This window comes from Pseudomonas sp. NBRC 111124 (assembly GCF_001320245.1).
Classification (GTDB): Bacteria; Pseudomonadota; Gammaproteobacteria; order Pseudomonadales; family Pseudomonadaceae; genus Aquipseudomonas.
Genome location: NZ_BCBA01000035.1, coordinates 60,159 through 84,643 on the forward strand (window position 1 = coordinate 60,159; position 24,485 = coordinate 84,643).

Genomic DNA, 24,485 nt, shown 5'->3' on the forward strand with positions numbered 1-24,485 from the left:
GAAAAGGCGGCCTCTGCGAAGAGACGCCTTTTTTGCTGACTCCACCGCGTTATTGGAACCCGAAATGACCGACCAGACTACCCGCCTGCCAGTCCGCCGCGCCCTGATCAGCGTCTCCGACAAGACCGGTATCCTCGAATTCGCCCGTGAGCTGCAACAGCTCGGTGTCGAGATCCTGTCCACCGGCGGCACCTACAAGCTGCTCAAGGACAACGGTGTGAACGCGGTGGAAGTGGCCGACTACACTGGCTTCGCCGAAATGATGGATGGCCGGGTCAAGACCCTGCACCCGAAGATCCACGGTGGCATCCTCGGCCGTCGCGGCACCGACGACGCTATCATGAACGAGCACGGCATCAAGCCGATCGACCTGGTTGCGGTCAACCTCTACCCGTTCGAAGCCACCATTTCCAAGCCGGGCTGTGACCTGCCGACCGCCATCGAGAACATCGACATCGGCGGCCCGACCATGGTCCGTTCGGCTGCCAAGAACCACAAAGACGTCGCCATCGTGGTCAACGCCAGCGACTACGCCAGCGTGCTGGAAGGCCTGAAGGCCGGTGGCCTGACCTACGCCCAGCGCTTCGACCTGATGCTCAAGGCGTTCGAGCACACTGCCGCCTACGACGGCATGATCGCCAACTACATGGGCACCATCGACCAGGCCAAAGAAACCCTGAGCACCGAAGCGCGCAGCGAGTTCCCGCGCACCTTCAACAGCCAGTTCGTCAAGGCCCAGGAAATGCGCTACGGCGAGAACCCGCACCAGAGCGCGGCGTTCTACGTTGAAGCGAAAAAAGGCGAAGCCAGCATTTCCACCGCCGTGCAGCTGCAGGGCAAGGAACTGTCGTTCAACAACGTGGCCGACACCGACGCCGCACTGGAGTGCGTGAAGAGCTTCGTCAAGCCGGCCTGCGTCATCGTAAAGCACGCCAACCCGTGCGGCGTGGCTGTTGTGCCTGAAGAAGAAGGCGGCATCCGCAAGGCCTACGACCTGGCCTACGCCACCGACACCGAGTCGGCATTCGGCGGCATCATCGCCTTCAACCGCGAACTGGACGGCGAAACCGCCCAGGCTATCGTCGACCGTCAGTTCGTCGAAGTGATCATCGCGCCGAAAATCTCCCAGGCTGCCCGCGACGTGGTGGCGGCCAAGCAGAACGTGCGTCTGCTGGAATGCGGCGAGTGGCCAGCCGAGCGCGCTGCCGGTTGGGACTTCAAGCGCGTCAACGGTGGCCTGCTGGTGCAGAGCCGCGACATTGGCATGATCACCGCCGATGACCTGAAGATCGTCACCAAGCGTGCCCCGACCGAACAAGAGATCCACGACCTGGTGTTTGCCTGGAAAGTGGCCAAGTTCGTCAAGTCCAATGCCATCGTCTACGCCAAGCAGCGCCAGACCATTGGCGTCGGCGCCGGCCAGATGAGCCGCGTCAACTCCGCCCGCATCGCCGCCATCAAGGCCGAGCATGCCGGCCTGCAGGTGCAGGGTGCGGTCATGGCCTCGGATGCGTTCTTCCCGTTCCGTGACGGCATCGACAATGCGGCTAAAGTGGGTATCAGCGCCGTAATCCAGCCGGGTGGTTCGATGCGTGATGCCGAGGTGATTGCTGCCGCTGATGAAGCCGGCATCGCCATGGTATTCACTGGCATGCGCCACTTCCGCCACTAATTCACCTGGTCGGCCGAACCTCGGCCCCTGTGGGAGCGGGTTTACCCGCGAATACGATGGTGGGCTCACCGCCGCATTCGCGGGTAAACCCGCTCCCACAGGGGCCGAGGTTCGCCGCCAAACAGAGGTTTTGACATGAAAGTTTTGATCATCGGCAGCGGCGGCCGTGAGCACGCCCTGGCCTGGAAAGTCGCCCAGGACCCACGCGTCGAGAAAGTCTTCGTTGCCCCGGGCAACGCTGGCACTGCCATCGAGCCAAAATGCGAGAACGTCGCCATCGACGTCTGCGCGCTGGAGCAACTGGCCGACTTCGCCGAGAAGCACGTTGACCTGACCATCGTTGGCCCAGAAGCCCCACTGGTGATCGGCGTGGTCGACCTGTTCCGCAGCCGTGGCCTGGACTGCTTCGGCCCAACCAAGGGCGCAGCCCAGCTGGAAGGTTCCAAGGCCTTCACCAAGGACTTCCTGGCGCGCCACAAGATCCCGACTGCCGACTACCAGAACTTCACCGAGATCGAGCCGGCCCTGGCCTACCTGCAGGAAAAAGGCGCACCGATCGTGATCAAGGCCGATGGCCTGGCTGCGGGCAAGGGCGTAATCGTTGCCATGACCCTGGAAGAAGCCGAAGCCGCCGTGCGTGACATGCTCGCCGGCAACGCCTTCGGCGAGGCGGGTTCGCGCGTGGTCATCGAAGAGTTCCTCGATGGCGAGGAAGCCAGCTTCATCGTCATGGTCGATGGCCACAACGTGCTGCCAATGGCTACCAGCCAGGACCACAAGCGCGTCGGCGACCAGGACACCGGCCCGAACACTGGCGGCATGGGCGCCTACTCGCCTGCCCCGGTAGTGACCCCGGACGTGCACCAGCGCGTGATGGACCAGGTGATCTGGCCAACGGTGCGTGGCATGGCTGAAGAAGGCAACGTCTACACCGGCTTCCTGTACGCCGGCCTGATGATCGACAAGGCGGGCAACCCCAAGGTCATCGAGTTCAACTGCCGCTTCGGCGACCCTGAGACCCAGCCGGTCATGCTGCGCCTGGAGTCGAGCCTGGTGCTGCTGATCGAAGCCGCCTTCGCCAAGGCCCTGGACAAGGTCGAAGCACAGTGGGACCCGCGCCCGAGCCTGGGCGTGGTGCTGGCAGCCGGCGGTTACCCGGGCGACTACGCCAAGGGCGACGTGATCAAAGGCCTGGAGGCTGCGGCCAAGATCGAGGGCAAGGTGTTCCATGCCGGTACTTCGCTCAAAGACGGCCAGGTTGTCACCAACGGCGGCCGCGTGCTCTGCGCCACCGCCATGGGTGCCAGCGTTGCCGATGCTCAGCAACAGGCCTACCGCCTGGCCAAGGAAGTGAGCTGGAACGGCAGCTTCTACCGCACCGACATCGGCTACCGGGCCATCGCCCGCGAACGCGGTGAGCACCAGCAGTAAGTTTTACCGGATTGCCGCAGCAGCTTGTGCATGCGGCATCCGGCTCGTCGACAGGGCCCCACGGGGGCCTTGCCTTCGACTTGGCGCGCCGCGCATAGTAAGTGTCTGGCACATCGGCTAGGAAGGGATCTCGTAGTGCGTCGGCTCCGGATTGCCACAGCTCTGATCGTCAGCTTGCTGACTTTGCTCTGCCTGCTCCCGGCTTCGGCCGAACAGGGCGGTGGTTGGTCCGTTCTGCTCGATGAACAGGCCAACCTGCAATTGAGCGACGTGCGCTCTGATCGCTATCGCAGCCAGTTCAGCCCGACCACCCTTGGCGAGCTCGATGCCGCACCGGCCGAACAGGCCCTGTGGTTGCACTATCGTCTGGAACCAGGCGACCAGGAGCAGTTGCTGCGCATCTTTGCCCCTGATCTGTCCCGCCTCGATCTGTACGCCCTGGATGGCGACAAGCTGCTGCGCCAACTGCACCATGGCCGCCAGGCCGGCAATGGCAGCCCGACCCTGCGCGGCAGTGACCACGTATTACCTTTGCCCAATAGCCAGCACGCGCTGGACATCTACCTGCGCCTGGTCTCGGAGCACCAACTGCGCCCGGCCATCAGCCTGGAGCCTGCGGCGGTCGCCGCCTCCGACCATAGCCAGCCATTGCTGTTCGGCATGTTGTTCGGCGGCCTGGTGATGCTCATCCTGCACAACCTGATCCGCTTCCTCTACACCCGCTCCAGCACCACCCTGTATCTGGCCCTGTACCACGGCCTGATGATGCTCAGCGGCCTGATCCTGCTCAACCTCAGCGGCCCGTGGTGGCACCTGTGGCACAGCGCGCAAACCCCGGCCGCGTACCTGACCTTGGTGCTGGCCGGGTTGTCGGGGCTGTATTTCACCCAGCATTTCTTTTCACCCTGCAACTCGCCGCGGCTCAACCGCTTGCTACAGGGCGAAATGCTGGTCGCTGCGGTCAGCGGGCTGATCCTGCTGTTCGTCGACACCCTGCCACTCAACCTGATGACCTATGCCCTGCTGGCCATCGGCAGCGTGACCATGCTGCTGGCCAGCAGCTACCACTGGTACAAGGGCTATGCCCCCGCACGGCTGTTCACCCTCGCCATGCTGGTGTTCAACCTTGGTGGCCTGGTGCTGCTGCCCGCCCTGCTCGGCCTGACCCGCACCTCGACGCCCTGGCTGCTGTGCATCCTCCTGGGCATGACCGTGGCCAGCGGCCTGCTGCTTAACCTGTCCGTCAGTGAGCGCCTGCGGCGCATGAGCGAGGAACGCTTCAGCGCCAGCCGTGCCCTGGCTGCCAGCGATGCCGAGATCAACGCCAAGGCGGAGTTTCTGGCAAAGATCAGCCACGAAATTCGCACCCCCATGAACGGTGTGCTGGGCATGACCGAACTGCTGCTCGGCACACCGCTGTCGGTCAAGCAGCGCGACTATGTGCAGACCATCCACAGCGCCGGCAACGAGTTGCTGACGCTGATCAACGAGATTCTCGACATTTCCAAGCTCGAATCCCGGCAGATCGAGCTGGATGACGTACAGTTCGACCTCAACGCCCTGATCGAAGACTGCCTCAACATTTTCCGCGCCAAGGCCGAGCAGCAGAACATCGAACTGATCAGTTTCACCCAGCCGCAGGTGCCGCGGGTCATCAGCGGCGACCCGACGCGCCTGCGTCAGGCGCTGTCGAGCTTGCTGGAAAATGCTCTGAAGAACACCGCCCAGGGCGAGATCCTGCTGGTGGTGGCGCTGGACCAGCGCGGCGAAATCCCGCGTCTGCGCATTGCCGTGCAGGACAGTGGCGAGCCGCTGCCGGCCGCCGAGCGCGAAGCCCTGCTGCAGGCCGAATTGCATAGCCACCACTTCCTCTCCAGCAACAAGCTCGGCGGCCACCTCGGCCTGGTCATCGCCAAGCAGCTGATCGGCCTGATGCAAGGTGAATTCGGCATCAAGAGCAGTACCAGCATGGGCAATACCCTGTGGCTGACCTTGCCGCTCGACCCGTCACGCCTGGAGCAGCCACCGGCAGACCTCGACGGCCCGTTGCGCGACGCCCGGGTGCTGGTGGTGGATGACAACGACACCTGTCGCAAGGTGCTGGTGCAACAGTGCAGCGCCTGGGGCATGAATGTCAGTGCGGTGCCGTCCGGCAAGGAGGCCTTGGCCCTGCTGCGGACCAAGGCCCACCTGCGCGACTACTTCGACGCGGTGTTGCTGGACCAGAACATGCCGGGCATGACCGGTATGCAGTTGGCGGCCAAGATCAAGGAAGACCCGAGCCTGAACCACGACATTCTGGTGGTGATGCTAACCGGCATCAGCAACGCACCCAGTAAAGTCATCGCCCGCAATGCCGGGGTCAAGCGTATCCTGGCCAAGCCGGTTGCCGGCTATACGCTGAAGACCACACTGGCCGAAGAACTGGCCCAGCGCGGCCGCGAACAGGCCGTGCCGGCGCCGCTGCCCGGCGCGCCGAGCACGCTTGAGCTACCGAACGACTTCCGGGTGCTGGTGGCCGAAGACAACAGCATTTCGACCAAGGTCATCCGCGGCATGCTCGGCAAGCTCAACCTGGAGCCTGATACCGCCAGTAACGGCGAGGAGGCCTTGCAGGCCATGAAGGCACAGCGTTACGACCTGGTGCTGATGGACTGCGAAATGCCAGTAATGGACGGTTTTTCCGCGACCCAGCAGCTGCGTGCCTGGGAAACCACCCAGCAACGCCAGCGCACCCCGGTGGTGGCGCTCACCGCGCATATATTGGCAGAGCACAAGGAACGCGCGCGGCTGGCCGGCATGGACGGGCACATGGCCAAGCCGGTGGAGCTGTCGCAGTTGCGCGAATTGATCCAGTACTGGGCCAATCAGCGCGAAACCAAGGCTGATCCGGCCCATACTTCCTGACCAGGCTGGCCGCACCTGCAGACTGCCCTCATCCCTCAAGGACCATCCCATGCTCCATGAGTTGTTCAGTGTCTACCTGAAGATGCTGGTGCTCTATAGCCCGTTCTTCGTGCTGTCGTGCTTCATCAGCCTGACCCGCGGCCACTCCAGCAAGGAGCGCAAGCAACTGGCGTGGAAGGTCGCCTTCGCCGCGCTGGTGGCCAGCGTGCTGCTCTATCTGTTCGGGCGGGTAATCTTCGGTATCTTCGGCATCACTGCCGACGCCTTCCGCATCGGTGCTGGCAGCGTGCTGTTCATTTCCGCGTTGGGCATGGCCCAGGGCAAACCGGCGGTGCAAGCCGACAACGTGCAGCAGGACGTAACCATCGTGCCGCTGACCATCCCACTGACCGTCGGCCCCGGCACCATCGGAGCACTGCTGGTGATGGGCGTGAGCCAACCGCACTGGGATGACAAGCTGCTGGCCATCGTCAGCATCGCGCTGGCCAGCTTCACCGTGGGGCTGGTGCTGTACCTTTCGCACGGCATCGAAAAACTGCTCGGTGACCAGGGCCTGCAGATCGTCAGCCGCTTGATGGGGCTGTTCGTCTGCGCCCTGGCGGCGCAGATCATCTTCACCGGGATCAAAGGATACCTGGTACCTTAAATGGCGTAGTCCAGGATGCGCTGCAGGCTGACCTTCACAACCTGCTCCTTCACCTTGGGCAAATAGCTGTTCTCGAACGCCAGGATGTTGAAACGTACCAACTCCGCACGCACGTTCCGATGGCTGCGCTTGTGGCTGATAAAGCCCGCGCTGAAGGCCGAACGGGTGTCGCGCTCATGGTAAAGCACCATGTCCACCCGGTTGGCACCGGCCGGCGCGCAGGGCAGCAACTGGAAGTGCTGCCGCTCGGATGCGCGCCGCTCGAGCTCGCGAAGTACTGACGGGTTGGCCAGCAACCTTTCCATGGAGAGGCTGACCGCCGAGGCAAAATGCTCGCCTGCAGTTGCCGCTATGGTCTCCAGCACCTGGTCTGCTTGCCTGGCACGGCGCTCGTCAGGCCAGTGAACCTCTTCGGCGGAAACAGCGTCCCAGCCCATGTATCTGAGTTGATTGCGGTAGTAGGCCAGCCAGTCTTCAACCAACCCTTCCCGGTATGCCGTCTCAGTCGCTCGCTCGGCCATCGCCAACGCCAGTTTCACCTTGTCTTTGCGTGCAGCGGAAATACCCGGTAGGAACGAAACAATCCCTGCGCCGATCACGGCAGAAGTGGCCTCACTCATGCTGTGCTCCTGCTGGCAGGGCATGAGGGTCAAATCGATAGTGCCCCTCTGCGTTCTTGGTGTGCATCAAAGCCTGCAGTTCATCACGCCTGTTCTGGAAGAACGCGTTGTTCAGCGCCAGGGAGACCGCAGTGAATTCAGCTTCACCTCCAAGCACCGCTTCATCCAGCAAGACGTCCGGCGAAATAGCCGAGATCGGCTTGTCGAGTTGCATCGTGACGCTGCACAGGTCCAACGTCGGCCCCGGCTTGAGCAGGCCTAGCTCGAGCACAAGCGTCGAATGCTGGGACTGGGCCTGGATGCCGAACTTCAGCAAGTGACTCAGGCCTTCTGCCGAATGGCCCAACCCCGCCCTTATCGCAGCCAGCACCCCCTCCTGGCAAATGGAGCGCATCCGCAGCCAGCCCTCAAGCGGCTGTGTCTGCGCGTGGGCCAATGGTTGGCCCAACTGTTTGACATCATGCGTGCCGGCCAGCTTGATCCAGCCCAATTTGCTGTATGCATCCAGATAGGCGGCGTACCAGCGTTCGTATTCAGCAAAGCGTGACCCTACGTTCTTGTTGGCCACCAACTGCGCATAGAGTATTGAATCAAATGCGGCCTGACGTTGTTCCTCAAGCGCGCCCGGCGAATACAGCAATGCCGTTGCGCCAATCAATATCAGCCGTTCAACTGCGCTGTCCATCGTGTTGCTCCTATTCAAAGAGCCGAACAAGGCGGCGTTGCAGCAACACCGCCCGGCAATCAGATGTCGTATTGGAGAACGTTCTCGACACTGCGCACGCCGAGTTTGTTTTCTACGGTCTCCCGAACTTTGCCGTACACAAAGGTATTGAGCGTGAGCACGGCCGTTCCGGCGTAGTATCGAGTCTTGTCCAGCGTCCACTGGACACCCAGCACGTCGTCATCCAGGCTCGGTGCAGACGCCTGGATGCAACTCACCACCATGACAACATCCTGCTTTTCGGTTTCGATACAAGCGCCCATGCCCACCATGCCCCTGGCCTTGTTCTTGCGCTTGTGGTCAAGAATCTTGGCATCGCTTTCCACGGTGGTCAGTTTTTCGAAGGCGCTCTTCGCCAGGTCTGCCAGTACCGTTCCACCCAGCAAGGCACTGCCAGCAGCACCTATCGCACGCACCGCCACAGCACCTACGGTCACAGAGAGCTCTGCCGAGGTTTCCAGCTCGAAGTTGCGCCGAGCAATGGTGAAGCCGAGGTCGCGCATGGCATCGACAAACTTGTCATACCATTCGCGGCTCTGCTTCTGGGCATCGAACGTCTTGTCGGCCACCAGCGTGGCAAAGTGAAATGCATTCTTCACATCGTGACGGCTTTGCGCAGACATGCCTGCGCCGCAGGCCAGCAGGTTGCCTTCGACCAGGATGGCGGCGTCACTGCGGGTGACAACTTGTGTTTCATCGGACATGTGGAAACTCCTTGATGGTTGCCCCTCGGTACGGGGGCAACCACCTTAGTCGGCGCGTTCGCGATGCAACGCGCTGAAGAGTTTCCGCGGCAATCAGTTGGCTGTGGGATACCAACGCGGCGTGTAGGCCCATACCCCACCGCAAAGGCGAGGAAACACGCAGGTTGTAGAGGAGCCGACCAAAACCATAGTGCGCATGTCGACCATTTCCGGCAGCAGTTCGGCCAATGTGACTACCTTCAGCGTCTGCCCGGGCCTACCGATGTCACGCCCAAGAACGACCGGCGTGCCACCCTCGCGGTGCCGGCGCACCACCTCCAGCGCCACGCCCAGCTGGTGCGGCCTGGACTTTGAAATCGGGTTGTAGAACGCCAACACCAGGTCGGCCTGCGCCGCCAGGTCCAGGCGTTTCTCGATGATTGACCACGGCTTGAGGTTGTCCGACAGCGACATCACGCAGAAATCGTGCCCCAGCGGCGCACCGGCCTGCGCAGCGGTCGCCAGCGAAGCCGAGACACCCGGCAGGATCTCAAGATCGACTCGGTGCCAAGCGGGGTCGCTGGACTCATGCAGCGCCTCGAGCACGGCAGATGCCATGGCGAACACCCCAGGGTCGCCCGAAGACACCACCACAACCGAACGACCTTGGGCCGCCAGCTCGAAAGCATGCCGGGCACGCTGCATCTCTTCACGGTTGTCGGTGCAGTGCTGTACCTGGTCGTCACGGAACGGCCCGGCCATGCGCACATAGGTCTCGTAGCCGAGGATGTCCTCGGCACGCGCCAGCTCCGCTTTCACCGCCGGGACCATCAGCTCGGCGGCACCAGGGCCCAGGCCGATCACTGCCAGGCGTCCACGCTTGCGCCCCAGGTGTGCCGTGTCGACCGGTTGTGCGGCCGATGCAATGACCAGGCCCGACTGTTCGATCAGGCGAGCCTCGGGCAAGGCTTCGGCCGCCATGCTGGCCAGCGTGCCGTTCATTGCCGCGAAGCGCAGCACAACGCCCAGTTCTGCGGCAGCCTCGTGCAAGGAAGGCTCGGCCATCGCCTGCTCGGCGACCAACAGGCACGCCAGCGAAGGTTCGGCAATGCCGGCCTCATGCAAGGCGCCACGCACTTGCTCGGCCAGACCGGGCCCGCCTGCGGCGAGCGCCACCACCACAGAGCGAGGGTGGATCAGCAACTCGTCACGGCTGGCCACGCGCGCGTCACAGCCGACATGGATGGTGCGCCGGGCGGTGTCACTGGCCGGCAGTTGCGCCTGGGCAAGCCAGGGCGCGTCACCCTCGACGCGCACGCTTTCGCCGGCTAGCAGGTCGGAGACAAACCGCTTGCCCTGTTCGAGGTCCGCCAGGGCATAGCCCTCGGGCGGGTTGAGCAGACAGGTGCCGAAGCGCAGTTCACCACTGGTGGTGATCGCCGCCGCCACACCCAGCGCCTCGCCGAGTTCGCGCGCCATGACATTGACACCGCTCAGGCCACCCAACAGCGGCACCACCGCGCTACCGTCCTCGGCCACGGCCAGTACCGGCGGCTCGGCGCCTTTCTCATCGAGCAGGCTGGCCAGGCTGCGGATGACGATGCCGGCAGCGCATAGCGCGATAATCGGCGTGGCCTGCTGGTACAGCACGCGCAGGGTGTCGCCAAACCCGTCGTAATACTGATCGGCGCCCTCGACCCGGCCACGCAGGCCATGGATGGTCGCCTGTGGATAACGCTGCTGGATACGCTGCGCCGTAGCCAGGCTGCCGCCGCCGAGGATGACGATGGCCGGCGCCTGTAGCTTGTTCAGCCCTGCCATTTTTCCCCCGGCACGATAATCAGCGAGAAGTACGGCGAGGACTGCGGGTCCACCTCATCCAGCGGCACGATCTTCTGGTTGGCCATGGTCGCCCGCTCGACATACAGCGCGCGCCCGTCCAGGCCCAGCTCGCCCAGCACCTGACGCACCTTGGGGAAGTTGCGGCCCAGCTTCATGATCACCGCCGCATCGGCGTCAGCCAGGCGGCGCTTGAGTTCTTCGCCAGGCAGCACGCCCGACAGCACCGACAGGCTCTGGTTGCGATACACCAGCGGCGCGCCCAGTACCGAGGCGCCACCGAGCATCGAGCAGACGCCCGGGACCACTTCGGCTTCATGCTGCTGGGCGAGGCGGTCGTGCAGGTACATGTAGGAGCCGTAGAAGAACGGGTCACCTTCGCAGATCACCGCCACATCGCGGCCGGCGTCCAGGTGCTCGGCTACCTGCACGGCCGCTTCATCGTAGAAATCACTGATCACCTGCTCGTAGGACAGCGGTGCAGGCAGCACCTCGGTGGTCACCGGGTACACCAACGGCAGCAGGGTCTGCTCGGCTTGCAGGTGCGCCTCGATGATGCCAAAGGCGTTGCCGCGCTTGCCCTTGGCCACGAAGTACGCCACCACTGGCGACTCGCGCAGCAGGCGCAGCGCCTTGACGGTGATCAGTTCAGGGTCGCCAGGGCCTACGCCCAGGCCCAGCAGTCGTCCACGCGCCATCATTCCACCTCCGTGGCCAGGGCGTTGACTGCGGCAGCAGCCATCGCGCTGCCGCCGAGGCGGCCCTGCATGATCACGAACGGCACGCCGCGGCTGTCGGCGGCGAGCATCGCCTTGGACTCGGCAGCACCGACGAAACCAACCGGGAAGCCGAGGATCAGTGCAGGTTTGGGGGCACCGGCATCAATCATCTCCAGCAGATAGAACAGCGCGGTCGGGGCATTGCCGATCACCACAACGCTACCTTCCAGGTACGGACGCCACAGTTCCAGCGCCACGGCAGAGCGGGTGTTGCCGGCGTCCTTGGCCAAGCCAGGCACGCTTGGGTCGCGCAGGGTGCAGATCACCTGATTGTTGGCGGGCAGGCGCGCGCGGGTGATGCCCTCGGCCACCATGTGCGCGTCGCAGAGGATCGGCGCACCCTTGGCCAGTGCCTCACGACCGGCACGGCCGGCACCTTCGGAGAACTGCAGGCCGTCGATCGCGTCGACCATGCCACAGGCATGAATCACGCGCACGGCGAGCTTTTCCAGGTCGGCGGGAATCCGCTCGAGCCGGGCTTCCTCACGGATGATCCGGAAGGAATTGCGATAGATCTCCTGACCATCGCGGATGTAGTCAATCATCAAGGTGCTCCGTCGGCAGGGCGAGCATGGCGCCTGCTTCATTCAAGGTAAGGTCGGTGGCGCGCAGGGCACCCAGGCCCGGCAGGTGCGCGTCACGCAGATAGAGGTCATAGCGGCCCGGTGAACGGGCCAGCAAGGTGGCCGGGGCGACATGGGCCACGGCACAGGAACGCGGGCAGCCGGACAGGTGCACGCTGCCGGGCGCGCCACTGCCCAGCAGGGCCGCCAGCTCCACGGCATCGGCCTTGGTATCGGCCTGGGCCTTGGCACAGCCACTGCTGCCGGTGCAGGCGACCACGCGCGCCAAAGGCTCATCGGCCTGGCAGAGCAGGCCCAGCGACGAAAGCTCGACACGGGCCTGTTCGAAGTTGGCAGCGGCGATATTGGGCAACATCAGGCTTTGCCACGGGCTCAGGCGCAGGCTGCCGTCACCCCATTGGCGAGCCACCCGGGCAACCCCACGCAACATGGCTGGCGTCAGACGGCCCAAGGGCGGCGCAACGCCCAGCGCCATGCCCTGCTGCTGAACAACGCGCCCCAGCCATGGGCGCTCAGTGGCTTCGCGCTTCCATTCGAGCACGACCGCATCGCGGCGGACATCCACACCAAGGCCAGCAATGAAAACGTCGGCAGGGCAACATTGCAGCAGCTGACGCATGCGCGACTGCTCCGCAGTTGCCAGATCAAGAAAGCGTTCAAGCACCGCGCTCACCAGCGCCAGCCCCTGCTCCAACGGCACCGCGCCCAGTACCTGGCCGTCGGCCGGGCAGCTGGCCAGGCCGAATGCCAGCCAGTCACGCTGCTCCAGGCGCAATGCCGAGAGCCACAGGTCGTGGGGGTGTTCGAGCATTGCCACGCCCTCGCCACCGTCCAGCTGAACGGCGAACTTGGCAGACAACTCATGAAAACGCGGGGTAGCTTGCAACAAGTCGAGGATCTGCTCGGCCAAGGGGCGCACGTCCAGCACACTCTGCGGATCATGCCCGGCCAGGGGGCTGAGCATCAGGTTGCGCACGTCGTCGCTGGCGGCATCGCGCGGGCCGAGGCCGGCGGCCAGCAGGCTTTCGACCAGCCCGGCATGATCGCCGCCGATGCCACGGATCTGCAGGTTGCCGCGGTTGGTAGCCTCGATCACCCCGCCCGCGAAACGCTCGGCTGCCACCGCCACTGCGTCTGCCTGGTCGGCCAGCAGCAGGCCGCCGGGCAACTTGATGCGGCAGATGCCGCCGTCACGGGCGCTGACGATGCGCCACAACCCCGGGCAGGCCGAGGGACGGGGTGATGCTGCGGGTGGGTTGGCTGGCGTCAAAGGGGCGTCCGGCAATCGCTGAAAATGCGCTTGAGTGTAGAAGGCGCGGTATTATGCCTGCTTTGTCCGGCGGCATGAAAAGCCGGTGGTCGAGCATCAACAGCGATTGAGCAGAAATTTGGGGGCGCTGCGCGCCCCATCGCGACACAAGGCCGCTCCTACAGGAATCACCGTCCCCTGTAGGAGCGGCCTTGTGTCGCGATGGGCTGCACAGCAGCCCCAGACCCCAAAGAGGTATGAATGACCCCCTGGCTGACAGTAGTAGGCATCGGCGAAGACGGCTTCAGCGGCCTGGGCAAGCAGGCCCGGCGCGCGCTGCTGGGCGCCTCACGGATCATCGGCAGCCCACGCCAGCTGGCGTTGCTGCCGCGCTGCATCAGCGCGCAGCGGCAAGAATGGCCGACCCCGTTTTCCCTCGCCCCGGTGCTGGCCCTGCGCGGTGAGCCCGTCTGCGTGCTGGCCAGCGGTGACCCGATGTTCTATGGCGTCGGGGCCAGCTTGGCGCGCCAGGTGCCGGCCGCAGAAATGCACGTGCTGTCGATGCCCTCTTCCTGTGCCCTGGCCGCCGCCCGCCTGGGTTGGCCGCTGCAAGACGTGCACGTGGTCTCGGTGGTCGCACGCCCCCTCGCGGCGCTCAATGCCCACCTGTACAGCGGTCAGCGCCTGCTGGTGCTGAGCAACGATGGCGATAGCCCAGCCGCCATCGCCGCGCTGCTGCGCGAGCGCGGCTTCGGGCCAAGCCGCCTGCAGGTGCTGGAACACCTCGGCGGCACCGCTGAACGCCAGCTGACAGGCACCGCCGATGACTGGCCCCACAGCGAAATCGCCCACCTCAACCTGGTCGCCATCGAATGCCTGGCCAGCCCTGATGCACCGCGCCTTGCGCGTGTTCCCGGGCTGGCGGACAGCGCCTTCCGCCATGACGGCCAGCTGACCAAGCGCGACGTGCGTGCCATCACCCTGGCGCGCCTGGCGCCACAGCCTGGGGAATTGCTGTGGGACGTCGGCGCGGGTTGCGGCTCGATCGGCATCGAATGGATGCGCGCCCACCCGGCCTGCCGCACCCTGGCCATCGAAGCCGACGAAGGCCGCCAGGGCTTTATCGAATACAACCGCGATGCCCTGGGTGTCCCCGGCTTGCAGCTGGTTCGTGGCAAGGCACCCGAAGCCCTCGCCGAGCTGGAGCGCCCGGATGCTATTTTCATTGGCGGCGGCGTCACCCGCGAAGGCGTACTGCCCCTGTGTTGGGAGCGCCTGCGCCCTGGCGGTCGGCTGGTGGCCAATGCGGTGACCCTGCAAAGCGAACTGGCCCTGGCGCACTTCCGTGAACAGCACGGCGGCGAGCTGACCCGTATCCACGTCGCCCAGGCCCAGCCCTTGGGCGCCTTCGACACCTGGCGCCAGGCGTTGCCGATCACCTTGCTCGACGTGGTGAAACCCCTCGATGCGTGAAGAAACCCGCGAGCAGCCCGCGCCCCTGCGCAGCGGCCTGACCACCGGCAGCTGCGCCACCGCCACCAGCCTGGCCGCCGCCAAGTTGCTGCTGACCGGCCAGTGCGACGACGCGGTAAGCATCACCCTGCCCAAGGGCAAGGTGGTGCAGATGCGCCTGGAATTCTGCCGTCTGATAGACGAACGCGCCGAAGCCGGCACGCTCAAGGATGCCGGCGACGACCCCGACGTCACCCACGGCGCCCTGCTCTACAGCCAGATCCGCTTGCAGGCGCAACCCGGCATACGCTTCGTCGCAGGCAAGGGCGTCGGCACCGTCACCCGCCCCGGCCTGGTGCTGGCAGTCGGTGAGCCAGCCATCAACCCCGTGCCACGGCGGATGATCAGCGAGCACCTGCAGCAACTGGCCGACGACTGCGGCTATTCAGGCGGCTTCGAGGTCACGGTCAATGTGCAAGGAGGGGAGGAACTGGCGCTGAAGACCATGAACCCGCGCCTGGGCATCCTCGGCGGGCTGTCGATCCTCGGCACCAGTGGCATCGTCCGGCCGTTTTCCTGCGCGGCCTATATCGCCTCGATTCACCAGGGCATCGATGTCGCGCATACCAACGGTTATACGCACATCGCCGCCTGTACCGGCAACGCCAGCGAAGACACCATGCGCCGGGTCTACAACCTGCCCGAGATCGCCCTGATCGAGATGGGCGATTTCGTTGGTGCCGTGCTCAAGCACCTGCGCAAGGTGCCGGTGCCACGCCTGACCCTGTGCGGCGGTTTCGGCAAGATCAGCAAGCTGGCCGCCGGCCACATGGACCTGCACAGCCGTCACTCGAGCATCGACCTGCCACAGCTGGCTGGCTGGGCCGCGGATATCGGTGCCGACGCCGAGCTGCAAGCGGCGATCATTGCCGCCAACACCAGCCAGCAGGCGCTGGCCCTGGCGCACGCCGCCGGCATCGCCTTGGGCGATGCGGTGTGCGCCCATGCGCTGGCCTTCGCCCGCAGCGTGGTGCCGGCTCAAGTTGAGGTCGAAGTGTTTGCCATCGACCGCCAGGGCGGCATCGTCGGCAAGGCCAGTGTGCAATGAGCCGCCGCATCCTTTTGCTCGGCGGTGTCAGCGAAGCCTTGGCCATCGCCCGCCAGCTCGGCCCCGAGCACGTCTACAGCCTGGCCGGCATCGGCCGTGTGCCACAGGACCTCACGTGCCAGGTAAGGGTCGGTGGCTACGGTGGCGCTGACGGGCTGGCCGGCTACCTGCGTGAAGCTGGCATCAGTCTGCTGATCGACGCCACCCACCCTTATGCCGCACAGATCAGCCGCAACGCTGCCAGCGCCGCACTGGCCGCCGGCATTCCCTGCTGGGCACTGCGCCGCCCGGCCTGGCAGGCGCAGCCGGGGGACGACTGGCGCGAGGTGGAAGACTGGGCTGGGCTGATCGAAGCGCTCAAACCGTTCCGGCGTCCGCTGTTCACCCTTGGCCGCGAGCCGCTGCAACATCTTGAGGAGATTCCGCCGGAGCAGTTCTGGACCTTGCGGGCGCTGGAGGCATGCCCCGGCAATGACCGTTGCGAAGTGATCGGCGCCCGCGGCCCCTTCCAGATCGATGATGAGCGGGCCTTGTTCGAGCGGCGCCACATTGATGTACTGGTCAGCAAGAACAGCGGCAGCGTAGCCACCGAGCCAAAGCTGGACGTGGCCAGAGAGCGAGGGGTGCCGGTGCTGATCCTGAAACGTCCGAGCTTGCCAGCACTGGATCGTGAATTCACATCTACCGCTCAACTGGCTACCGCCATTTCGGAATATTCCTGCAGCCCATGATGTGGCCCTGTTCCGCCTAGCTGCCGTAAACTCCGGCCCTCCCCTTCGGAAGGCGACACCCATATGGAAATGCAATGGTGGATCTGGCTGGTCTTCGGCATCGGCCTGATTCTGCTCGAACTGGTCCTGCCCACGTTCTTCATCATCTGGTTCGGCATCGGTGCCGTGCTGGTTTCGCTCATCGCCCTGGCCGCGCCCGCCCTGCAACTGGATATGCAGGTGCTGCTGTGGGTGCTGTTCTCCTCGGTGACCACCTTCCTCTGGTTCAAGCTGTTCAAACGCAAGCAACCGGACGTGCGCTGGACCGCCGACAGCGTGATCGGTGAAGTCGGGCTGCTGACCAGCAGCGTCTCGCAATTCCAGAAAGGCCGCGTGCGCTTCCAGAAGCCGCTGCTCGGCAACGAGGAATGGACCTGCGTCGCCGACGGCGACATCCCCGCTGGCGAGCGCGTGCGGCTCGTCGCCATCGAAGGCAACACCGCCCGGGTCATCCGGGCCTGAATCGGCATTTAAAAGGAAGTTAGCATCATGACCAGTCTTATCGTCGTTGGCGCCATTGCCCTGTTCGTTCTGATCACCGTGTTCAAGGGGGTGCGTATCGTGCCCCAGGGCGAAGAGTGGATTGTCGAGCGCCTTGGCCGCTACCACAGCACCCTCAAACCCGGCCTGAACATCGTCATCCCCTACATGGACGTGGTCGCCTATCGCCTGCCGACCAAAGACATCATCCTCGACGTGCAGGAGCAGGAAATCATCACCAAGGACAACGCGGTGATCGTTGCCAACGCCCTGTGTTTCGCCAAGGTGGTAGACCCGCAGAAAGCCTCCTACGGCGTGCAGAACTTCTCGTTCGCCGTCACCAGCCTGACCATGACCTCGCTGCGCGCCATTGTCGGTGCGATGGACCTGGACGAAGCGCTGTCGAGCCGCGAGCAGATCAAGGCGCGGCTGCGTGAAGCGATGTCCGAGCAGACCGAAGACTGGGGCGTGACCGTGCGCTCGGTGGAGATCCAGGACATCAAACCGTCACAGAACATGCAGCTGGCCATGGAGCGCCAGGCGGCTGCCGAGCGTGAGCGTAAAGCCGACGTAACCCGCGCCGAAGGCGCCAAGCAGGCGGCGATCCTCGAAGCCGAGGCGCGCCTGCAGTCGGCCAAGCTGGATGCCGAGGCGCAGATCAACCTGGCCGAGGCTTCGGCGCGGGCAATCTCGCTGGTCAAGGATGCGGTGGGCAACGAAACCGTGCCGGCCATGTACCTGTTGGGTGAGCGCTATGTCGGGGCCATGGAGAACCTGGCCAGCAGCAGCAATGCCAAGGTCGTGGTACTGCCAGCGGACCTGCAGGAGACCGTGCGCGGCCTGATGGGCCGCAACAAGGCTTGAGCATTCCGGGGCTGCCTGGCAGCCCCAGACCACCTCACCTGCGTCACTTCACCGCACCCCACCATTTTTACCTATACTCCGCCTTACAATACCGCCCACGATTCCTGACCGGATCTCTCCATGCCCCCACGTCGGCACATTGCCTGGATAGCCTGCCTTGCAGTGCTGTTCAACCTGCTGGCCATGCCGCTGTCTTCTGCCGCGCCCAAGGGCCCGGCCGAGCAGCTGCTGTGGGGGGCTTTCTGTTCCAGCGTCGCCGGCAAGGCCAAGCCCGATGTCCAGGCCCTGGCCAAAATCGACCTTGGCACGCAAAGCGACCAGCACGCCAACATGCAGCATTGCTGGTGCTGTTCGGGCGCCGCACCGCTGCTGGCCCTGCCGGGTTATCCGCCGCAATTGCACAACCCGCCGACGCTGTTGGCCGGGCGCGAGCCGTCACCCGCCAGTTACCAACCCACGCCGCGCCAACTCTGGCCTGCGCTCAATCCCCGTGCCTCTCCGCTGGTCTGAGTTTTTCATGCTGCTCGCCTGAACCTCACTGATCGGAGACACACCATGCTCAAGCAAGCTCTTGCACTGGCTGCCCTGCTGCTGCCCGGCGCTTACGCCAACGCCCATGAATACAGCGTGGGCGACCTGCACATCGCTCACCCGTGGTCGCTGCAACTACCGCCCAACTCACCTAACGTCGCTGCGTATTTCGTCGTGCACAACAACGGCAAGGCCGATGACCGCCTGCTCAGCGTCGACAGCCCGATCAGCGATGACGCGCAGTTGCATGAACACACCCTGAGCGCCAGCGGCGCGATGAAGATGCAGCAGGTGCAGAGCGTGGTGGTGCCCGCCGGCAAGAACCTGACCTTCGCCCCCAGCGCCTACCACGTGATGCTGATGCAGCCCAAGGACCGCAGCCTGCTCACTGACGGCAAGCGCTTCCCGATGACCCTGCACTTCGAGAAGGCCGGCAACATCACCGTCGACGTGGCCGTGCAGAAACAGGCGCCATCGGACCAGGCTCACGAACACGCGCACTGACACCCGCTGACAGGCGCTCGCCACCATGAGCCTGCCGCGCGACAGCCTCAGCCGTACCACCCGCCCTGAACGCAGGCGCGTCGGTGGCGGCTGGCTGAGCCTGTTCGCCATGTGGATGATCTTCATCGGCCCGCTGATTTCCCAGTCGATGCCGATGGATCACCACGCCGGCATGAGCATGCCGATGGACATGTCGATGTCCATGCCGGCCGGGCACGCCCACGCAAGCGACAACCATCACAGCCACGGCAACGACGGCCAGCTGCATGTGATGTGGGAAAAGTGCGGTTACTGCAGCCTGCTGTTCAACTGCCCGGCCTTGCCGCAAAGCCTCAGCCCGCTCAGCGTCGCCAGCGCAATTCCCCCCATCCTCCTCCCCGCACCTACGCGCCAGGGTCATGCCCGGCAGGCCGTGTTCCCCGGTGCGCGCAGCCGCGCGCCGCCCGTTTCGATCAGCGTCTGACACCCCGTTATCGCACGGAGCCAGGAGGCTTCGCGCAGACTCATGACTGATCGACTGGAATCACTATGTCCGGCTGCACCCCTGTTTTTGCCCCCTCCCTGCGAGGGACATTCGCCGCGCTGTGCGGCTCGCTGCTCGCACCCGTGGCCCTGGCCGCTGATCTTGGCCATGAAGGCCCCGAGGCCGAGCTGAGCCCGACGGTAATCACCGCGCTCGCGCCGAGCTCGCCGCTGACCGTGGTCACCAACCCCAAGGACCCGCGCCAGCCCGTGCCGGCCAGCGACGGTGCCGACTACCTGAAGACCATCCCCGGGTTCTCGGCCATCCGCGCCGGTGGCACCAACGGTGACCCGGTACTGCGCGGCATGTTCGGCTCGCGCCTGAACATCCTCACCAACGGCAGCGTGATGCTCGGCGCCTGCCCCAACCGCATGGATGCCCCCACCTCCTACATCGCTCCGGAAACCTACGACCGCCTGACCGTGATCAAAGGCCCGCAAAGCGTGATCTGGGGGCCAGGCGGCTCGGCGGGGACCATCCTCTTCGAACGTGAACCGGAGAAATTCGGCAGCCTCGGCAGCCGGGTCGACGCCAGCCTGCTGGCCGGCTCCAATGGCCGCTTCGACAAGGTGCTCGATGCTGCCGCAGGCAACAGCCAGGGTTATGCGCGCTTTGTCGGTAACCAGTCGCACTCGGACGATTACCACGATGGCAGCGGCGACACCGTGCCTTCACGCTGGGAGAAATGGAACGGCGACGTGGCACTGGGCTGGACGCCCGATCAGGACACGCTGCTCGAACTCACCGCCGGCAAGGGCGACGGCGAGGCCCGCTATGCCGGGCGTGGCATGGACGGCGCGCAGTTCAAGCGCGAAAGCTTGGGCCTGCGCTTTGAAAAGTCCAACCTCGGCGAGGTGCTCGACAAGGTCGAGGCTCAGGTCTACTACAACTACGCCGACCACGTGATGGACAACTACAGCCTGCGTACCCCCTCGGGCACCGGCATGATGGCCGGCCCCATGGCCGCCGCGGTCGACCGCCGCACCTTGGGGGCACGGATCAAGGCCACCTGGCGCTGGGCCGACGTGCAACTGGTCAGCGGCATCGATGCGCAGACCAACGAGCACCGCGCACGCAGCGCCATGGGCATCGACACCTACAAGGACAAACCCTGGGAAAAGGATGCCGACTTCCACAACTACGGCGCATTCGGCGAACTGAGCTGGTACGCCACCGCCGAAGATCGCCTGATCACCGGTGCCCGTCTGGACCGTGCCTCGGCCCGGGACTTCCGTAGCAACAGCGCCACCAACGGCGACACCCGCGCCGATACGTTGCCCAGCGGTTTCATCCGCTACGAGCACGACCTGGCAGCACTGCCGGCTACCACCTACATCGGCTTGGGCCACGCCCAGCGTTTCCCGGACTACTGGGAGCTGTTCTCCCCGAACCAGGGCCCTGCCGGCTCGGTGAATGCCTTCGACAGCATCAAGCCTGAGAAAACCACCCAGCTCGACTTCGGCATCCAGTACCGCGACGAGCGCCTGGAAGCCTGGGCTTCGGGCTACGTCGGGCAGATCCGTGACTACATCCTGTTCGACTACCGCACTGGGATGATGGGCATGAGCACCACCCAGGCGCAGAACATCGACGCCCGCATCATGGGCGGCGAACTGGGCGCTGCGTACAAGCTCAGCGAGCGCTGGAAGGCCGATGCCACCCTGGCCTACGCCTGGGGCAAGAACAGCAGCGACGGCAAGGAACTGCCACAGATGCCGCCGCTGGAAAGCCGCCTGGGCCTGACCTACAGCCGCGACAGCTGGAGTGCAGGGGCCCTGTGGCGGCTGGTGGCGGCGCAGAACCGCATTGCCGAAAACCAGGGCAACGTGGTCGGCAAGGACTTCGACGAGAGCGCCGGCTTTGGCGTGTTCTCGCTCAATGGCGCCTACAAGGTGAACCACAACCTCAAGCTCAGCGCGGGGGTCGACAACCTGTTCGACAAGACCTACGCCGAGCACCTGAACCTGGCCGGGAATGCCGGGTTCGGCTACCCGGCCAATGATCCACAGCCGGTGAACGAGCCAGGCAGGACCTTCTGGACCAAGGTCGATTTCAGCTTCTGACAACAACAACAACGGGCGCGGCTTCGGGCGCGCCCATCAGCTGGTCAAACAGGAGGTTCCCATGAGCGGAACACGCGTTTCCTTCTACAACCTGGCCTGGCGCTGGCACTTCTACGCCGGGCTGTTCGTCGCCCCTTTCATGATCCTGCTGGCGATTACCGGGATCATCTACCTGTTCAAGCCGCAGCTCGACCCGCTGCTGTACCGTGACCTGATGGTGGTCGAAGCCGGCCACCATCGACAGGGCGCCGACACGCTGCTGGCCGAAGTGCGCCAGGCCTATCCGAAAGGCCATGTCGGCCAGTACCTGCCACCGATCAATGCCGAGCGCAGCGCGCAGTTCGTGGTGCATGACGCTGGCCGCGAGCTGAATGTGTTCGTCGACCCGTACAGCGGTAAGATCCTTGGCGAGCAGGACGGCAAGCAAAACCTGCAGGCCATCGCCCGTGCCCTGCACGGCGAGCTGATGGTCGGCACGGTCGGTGACCGCCTGGTAGAGCTGGCTGCTGGCTGGGGCATCGTGCTGGTGGTGTCCGGCCTTTACCTGTGGTGGCCACGCGGGCGCAATGGTGCCGGCGTGCTGTGGCCACGCTTCGCAGCGAAAGGCCGGTTGTTCTGGCGCGACCTGCATGCGGTGACCGGGTTCTGGGGTTCTGCCCTGCTGTTGCTGATGCTGGTCAGCGGCATGACCTGGACCGGCATGTGGGGCAAGCAGTACGCCGATCTTTGGAACCGCTTCCCCGCGGCCATGTGGAATGACGTGCCCAAGTCGGACCAGGAGGCCCGCGAACTGAACAGCGCGCACCGCCAGACCGTACCGTGGGCGATGGAGAACACGCCGATGCCGCAATCCGGCGCACATGCCGAGCATGCCGGGCATCACATGATGGACAGTGCACCGGCGGCGCCGCAGGTGAGCCTGCAACAGGTGCAAGACATCGCCACGGCACGTCAGGTAGAGCCGGGCTACAGCATCACCGCGCCGACCGCTGCCGAAGGCGTTTATACCATCGCCGTATTCGCCGACGACCCGCGCAACGATGCGACCCTGCATATCGACCAGTACACCGGCAAGGTACTGGCCGATGTGCGCTGGCAGGACTACAGCCCCGTGGCCCGCGCTACCGAGTTGGGCGTGATGCTGCACGAGGGCAAGATGTTCGGGGCGCTGAACCAGATCATCATCCTGCTGGTGTGCCTGATGATCCTGCTGGGGTCGGTGAGCGGCCTGGTGATGTGGTGGAAACGCCGGCCCGAGGGCGGGCTGGGCGTGCCGCCGCTGCGTCATGACCTGCCGCGCTGGAAGGCTGCGGTGGGGGTGATGCTGGTGCTGGGCGTTATGTTCCCTCTGGTAGGGGTGTCGATGGTGGTGATGTGGGTGGTGGATAGCCTGGTCGTCAGACGCCGCCGGGTGCTAGTCAATGCCTGATTGTTGACCTGCACCGGCCTCTTCGCGGGTTTACCCGCGAAGAGGCCGCCACAGGACAAATGCTGCCCCGCAATAGTCGAGTCGATCTGTCGCGCCCCGATCTGGCACGCGCGTGTTAGCCTAACCGGCTACCTCTGACAAGAAGACTGACCTTTCAAGGGAATGCAGCTTGATGACGCACACTTCTCCCAACGCGCCAGATGAACAACATCTGCAGCGCAACCTGACCAACCGCCATATCCAGCTGATCGCCATCGGTGGCGCCATCGGCACCGGCCTGTTCATGGGCTCGGGCAAGACCATCAGCCTGGCGGGGCCGTCGATCATCTTCGTCTACATGATCATCGGTTTCATGCTGTTTTTCGTCATGCGTGCCATGGGCGAACTGCTGCTGTCGAACCTCAACTACAAGTCGTTCATCGATTTTTCCGCCGACCTGCTCGGCCCCTGGGCCGGCTACTTCACCGGCTGGACCTACTGGTTCTGCTGGGTGGTCACCGGCATCGCCGACGTGGTCGCCATCGCCGCCTATACGCAGTTCTGGTTCCCCGACCTGCCGCAGTGGATACCGGCGCTGACCTGCGTCGGGCTGCTGCTGTCGCTGAACCTGGTGACGGTGAAGATGTTCGGCGAGCTGGAGTTCTGGTTCGCCTTGGTCAAGATCGTCGCCATCCTCGGCCTGGTCGCCACCGGCCTGTACATGGTCATCACCGGCTTCACCTCGCCAAGCGGGCGCACGGCACAGCTGGCCAACCTGTGGAATGATGGCGGCATGTTCCCCAATGGCCTGATGGGCTTCTTCGCCGGTTTCCAGATTGCAGTATTCGCCTTCGTCGGCATCGAACTGGTCGGCACCACCGCCGCCGAAGCGAAAAACCCCGAGCGCACCCTGCCGCGGGCAATCAACTCCATCCCGATCCGCATCATCGTGTTCTATGTACTGGCATTGATCGCCATCATGGCGGTGACGCCATGGCGCGACGTGGTGCCAGGCAAGAGCCCGTTCGTGGAACTGTTCGTGCTGGCCGGCCTGCCGGCGGCGGCGAGCATCATCAACTTCGTGGTGCTGACCTCGGCAGCCTCGTCGGCCAACAGCGGCGTGTTCTCCACCAGCCGCATGCTCTACGGCCTGTCACAAGAAGGCGATGCACCCAAGGCGTTCGAGAAACTGTCGAGCCGCTCGGTGCCGGCCAACGGCCTGTTCTTCTCCTGTACCTGCCTGCTGCTGGGTGCAGTGCTGATCTACCTGGTGCCGAACGTGGTCGAAGCGTTCACCCTGGTCACCACCGTTTCGGCGGTGCTGTTCATGTTCGTCTGGACGCTGATCCTGCTGTCGTACCTGAAGTACCGCAAGCACCGCGCCGCGCTGCACCAGGCGTCGAACTACAAGATGCCGGGCGGGCGCTTCATGTGCTACGTGTGCCTGGTGTTCTTTGCCTTCATCCTGGTGCTGCTGAGCCTGGAAGCGGATACCCGCTCGGCGCTGGTGGTGACGCCGATCTGGTTCCTGCTGCTGGCGGTCACCTATCAGTTCGTGCGTAGCCGTCGTCATCCGCGCTCGGCTGTGCGTAACGGCTGATGTTGCTGGGGCTGCTGTGCAGCCCCAATCCTGTGCACACCCCTATCC

22 protein-coding genes are annotated in these 24,485 nt (G+C 64.5%); 15 read left to right on the forward strand and 7 right to left on the reverse strand.

The window, feature by feature from the left end; all coding sequences use genetic code 11:
• Positions 1-64 precede the first annotated feature (64 nt).
• From purH to APH28_RS14955, 4 genes are all read left to right on the forward strand, one after another.
• On the forward strand, positions 65-1,672 hold the full coding sequence (gene purH, locus APH28_RS14940) for a bifunctional phosphoribosylaminoimidazolecarboxamide formyltransferase/IMP cyclohydrolase (RefSeq protein ID WP_060510537.1): 1,608 nt from the start codon (positions 65-67) through the stop codon (positions 1,670-1,672).
• Between the two features lie 135 nt (positions 1,673-1,807).
• On the forward strand, positions 1,808-3,103 hold the full coding sequence (gene purD, locus APH28_RS14945) for a phosphoribosylamine--glycine ligase (protein WP_060510539.1): 1,296 nt from the start codon (positions 1,808-1,810) through the stop codon (positions 3,101-3,103).
• A 135-nt stretch (positions 3,104-3,238) separates the two neighbouring features.
• The gene (locus APH28_RS14950; protein ID WP_060510541.1) at positions 3,239-6,010 is read left to right on the forward strand and encodes a hybrid sensor histidine kinase/response regulator; all 2,772 of its coding nucleotides are present in this window, start codon (positions 3,239-3,241) and stop codon (positions 6,008-6,010) included.
• A 49-nt stretch (positions 6,011-6,059) separates the two neighbouring features.
• Positions 6,060-6,656 carry a MarC family protein gene (locus tag APH28_RS14955; protein WP_060510543.1) on the forward strand — a complete coding sequence of 199 codons (597 nt, stop codon included), beginning with the start codon at positions 6,060-6,062 and terminating at the stop codon, positions 6,654-6,656.
• Here the strand turns inward: APH28_RS14955 and APH28_RS14960 are convergent.
• From APH28_RS14960 to cobG, 7 genes are all read right to left on the reverse strand, one after another.
• The gene (locus tag APH28_RS14960) at positions 6,653-7,276 is read right to left on the reverse strand and encodes a hypothetical protein (protein WP_060510546.1); all 624 of its coding nucleotides are present in this window, start codon (positions 7,274-7,276) and stop codon (positions 6,653-6,655) included. The genes APH28_RS14955 and APH28_RS14960 overlap by 4 nt on opposite strands.
• A complete protein-coding gene (locus APH28_RS14965; RefSeq protein WP_060510548.1) occupies positions 7,269-7,961 on the reverse strand; it encodes a hypothetical protein in 693 nt (230 codons plus the stop codon). Before APH28_RS14965 ends, APH28_RS14960 begins: the two co-directional genes overlap by 8 nt.
• A 59-nt stretch (positions 7,962-8,020) precedes the next feature.
• A complete protein-coding gene (locus APH28_RS14970; protein ID WP_060510550.1) occupies positions 8,021-8,704 on the reverse strand; it encodes a hypothetical protein in 684 nt (227 codons plus the stop codon).
• A 93-nt stretch (positions 8,705-8,797) separates the two neighbouring features.
• Entirely contained in the window at positions 8,798-10,504 is a 1,707-nt protein-coding gene (gene cobJ, locus APH28_RS14975) for a precorrin-3B C(17)-methyltransferase (RefSeq protein ID WP_060510552.1), read from the reverse strand.
• Entirely contained in the window at positions 10,492-11,223 is a 732-nt protein-coding gene (locus APH28_RS14980) for a precorrin-2 C(20)-methyltransferase (protein WP_060510554.1), read from the reverse strand. The genes cobJ and APH28_RS14980 overlap by 13 nt, the downstream gene beginning before the upstream one ends.
• The gene (locus APH28_RS14985) at positions 11,220-11,846 is read right to left on the reverse strand and encodes a precorrin-8X methylmutase (RefSeq protein ID WP_060510556.1); all 627 of its coding nucleotides are present in this window, start codon (positions 11,844-11,846) and stop codon (positions 11,220-11,222) included. The genes APH28_RS14980 and APH28_RS14985 overlap by 4 nt, the downstream gene beginning before the upstream one ends.
• Positions 11,839-13,170 carry a precorrin-3B synthase gene (gene cobG, locus APH28_RS14990; RefSeq protein WP_060510557.1) on the reverse strand — a complete coding sequence of 444 codons (1,332 nt, stop codon included), beginning with the start codon at positions 13,168-13,170 and terminating at the stop codon, positions 11,839-11,841. The genes APH28_RS14985 and cobG overlap by 8 nt, the downstream gene beginning before the upstream one ends.
• A 225-nt stretch (positions 13,171-13,395) precedes the next feature.
• Here cobG and APH28_RS14995 point away from each other — a divergent pair, with 225 nt between their 5' ends.
• The 11 genes from APH28_RS14995 (at position 13,396) to cycA (ending at position 24,437) form a co-directional block, all read left to right on the forward strand.
• A complete protein-coding gene (locus tag APH28_RS14995; RefSeq protein ID WP_060510559.1) occupies positions 13,396-14,607 on the forward strand; it encodes a bifunctional cobalt-precorrin-7 (C(5))-methyltransferase/cobalt-precorrin-6B (C(15))-methyltransferase in 1,212 nt (403 codons plus the stop codon).
• Entirely contained in the window at positions 14,600-15,694 is a 1,095-nt protein-coding gene (locus APH28_RS15000) for a cobalt-precorrin-5B (C(1))-methyltransferase (protein ID WP_060510561.1), read from the forward strand. Before APH28_RS14995 ends, APH28_RS15000 begins: the two co-directional genes overlap by 8 nt.
• Complete coding sequence (locus APH28_RS15005) at positions 15,691-16,425, forward strand: cobalt-precorrin-6A reductase (RefSeq protein ID WP_060510564.1); 735 nt, start codon at positions 15,691-15,693, stop codon at positions 16,423-16,425. The genes APH28_RS15000 and APH28_RS15005 overlap by 4 nt, the downstream gene beginning before the upstream one ends.
• Before the next feature lie 63 nt (positions 16,426-16,488).
• Positions 16,489-16,926, forward strand: coding sequence for an NfeD family protein (locus tag APH28_RS15010; RefSeq protein ID WP_060510567.1), 438 nt, complete (start codon positions 16,489-16,491; stop codon positions 16,924-16,926).
• A gap of 27 nt (positions 16,927-16,953) precedes the next feature.
• Positions 16,954-17,808: an SPFH domain-containing protein gene (locus APH28_RS15015; protein ID WP_060510569.1), complete on the forward strand. Its 855-nt coding sequence runs from the start codon at positions 16,954-16,956 to the stop codon at positions 17,806-17,808.
• A 120-nt stretch (positions 17,809-17,928) separates the two neighbouring features.
• Positions 17,929-18,318 (forward strand): DUF2946 domain-containing protein, encoded by a 390-nt coding sequence (locus APH28_RS15020; RefSeq protein WP_060510572.1) that lies wholly within the window; start codon positions 17,929-17,931, stop codon positions 18,316-18,318.
• Positions 18,319-18,363: 45 nt separating this feature from the next.
• Entirely contained in the window at positions 18,364-18,843 is a 480-nt protein-coding gene (locus APH28_RS15025; protein WP_060510574.1) for a copper chaperone PCu(A)C, read from the forward strand.
• A 25-nt stretch (positions 18,844-18,868) separates the two neighbouring features.
• Complete coding sequence (locus APH28_RS15030; protein ID WP_060510576.1) at positions 18,869-19,306, forward strand: DUF2946 domain-containing protein; 438 nt, start codon at positions 18,869-18,871, stop codon at positions 19,304-19,306.
• A gap of 65 nt (positions 19,307-19,371) precedes the next feature.
• Positions 19,372-21,429, forward strand: a complete 2,058-nt coding sequence (locus tag APH28_RS15035; RefSeq protein WP_060510577.1) for a TonB-dependent copper receptor — start codon at positions 19,372-19,374, stop codon at positions 21,427-21,429.
• Positions 21,430-21,490: 61 nt separating this feature from the next.
• Positions 21,491-22,858, forward strand: a complete 1,368-nt coding sequence (locus tag APH28_RS15040; protein WP_060510578.1) for a PepSY domain-containing protein — start codon at positions 21,491-21,493, stop codon at positions 22,856-22,858.
• A 172-nt stretch (positions 22,859-23,030) separates the two neighbouring features.
• Positions 23,031-24,437 carry a D-serine/D-alanine/glycine transporter gene (gene cycA, locus APH28_RS15045; protein WP_060510579.1) on the forward strand — a complete coding sequence of 469 codons (1,407 nt, stop codon included), beginning with the start codon at positions 23,031-23,033 and terminating at the stop codon, positions 24,435-24,437.
• Positions 24,438-24,485: the final 48 nt, after the last annotated feature.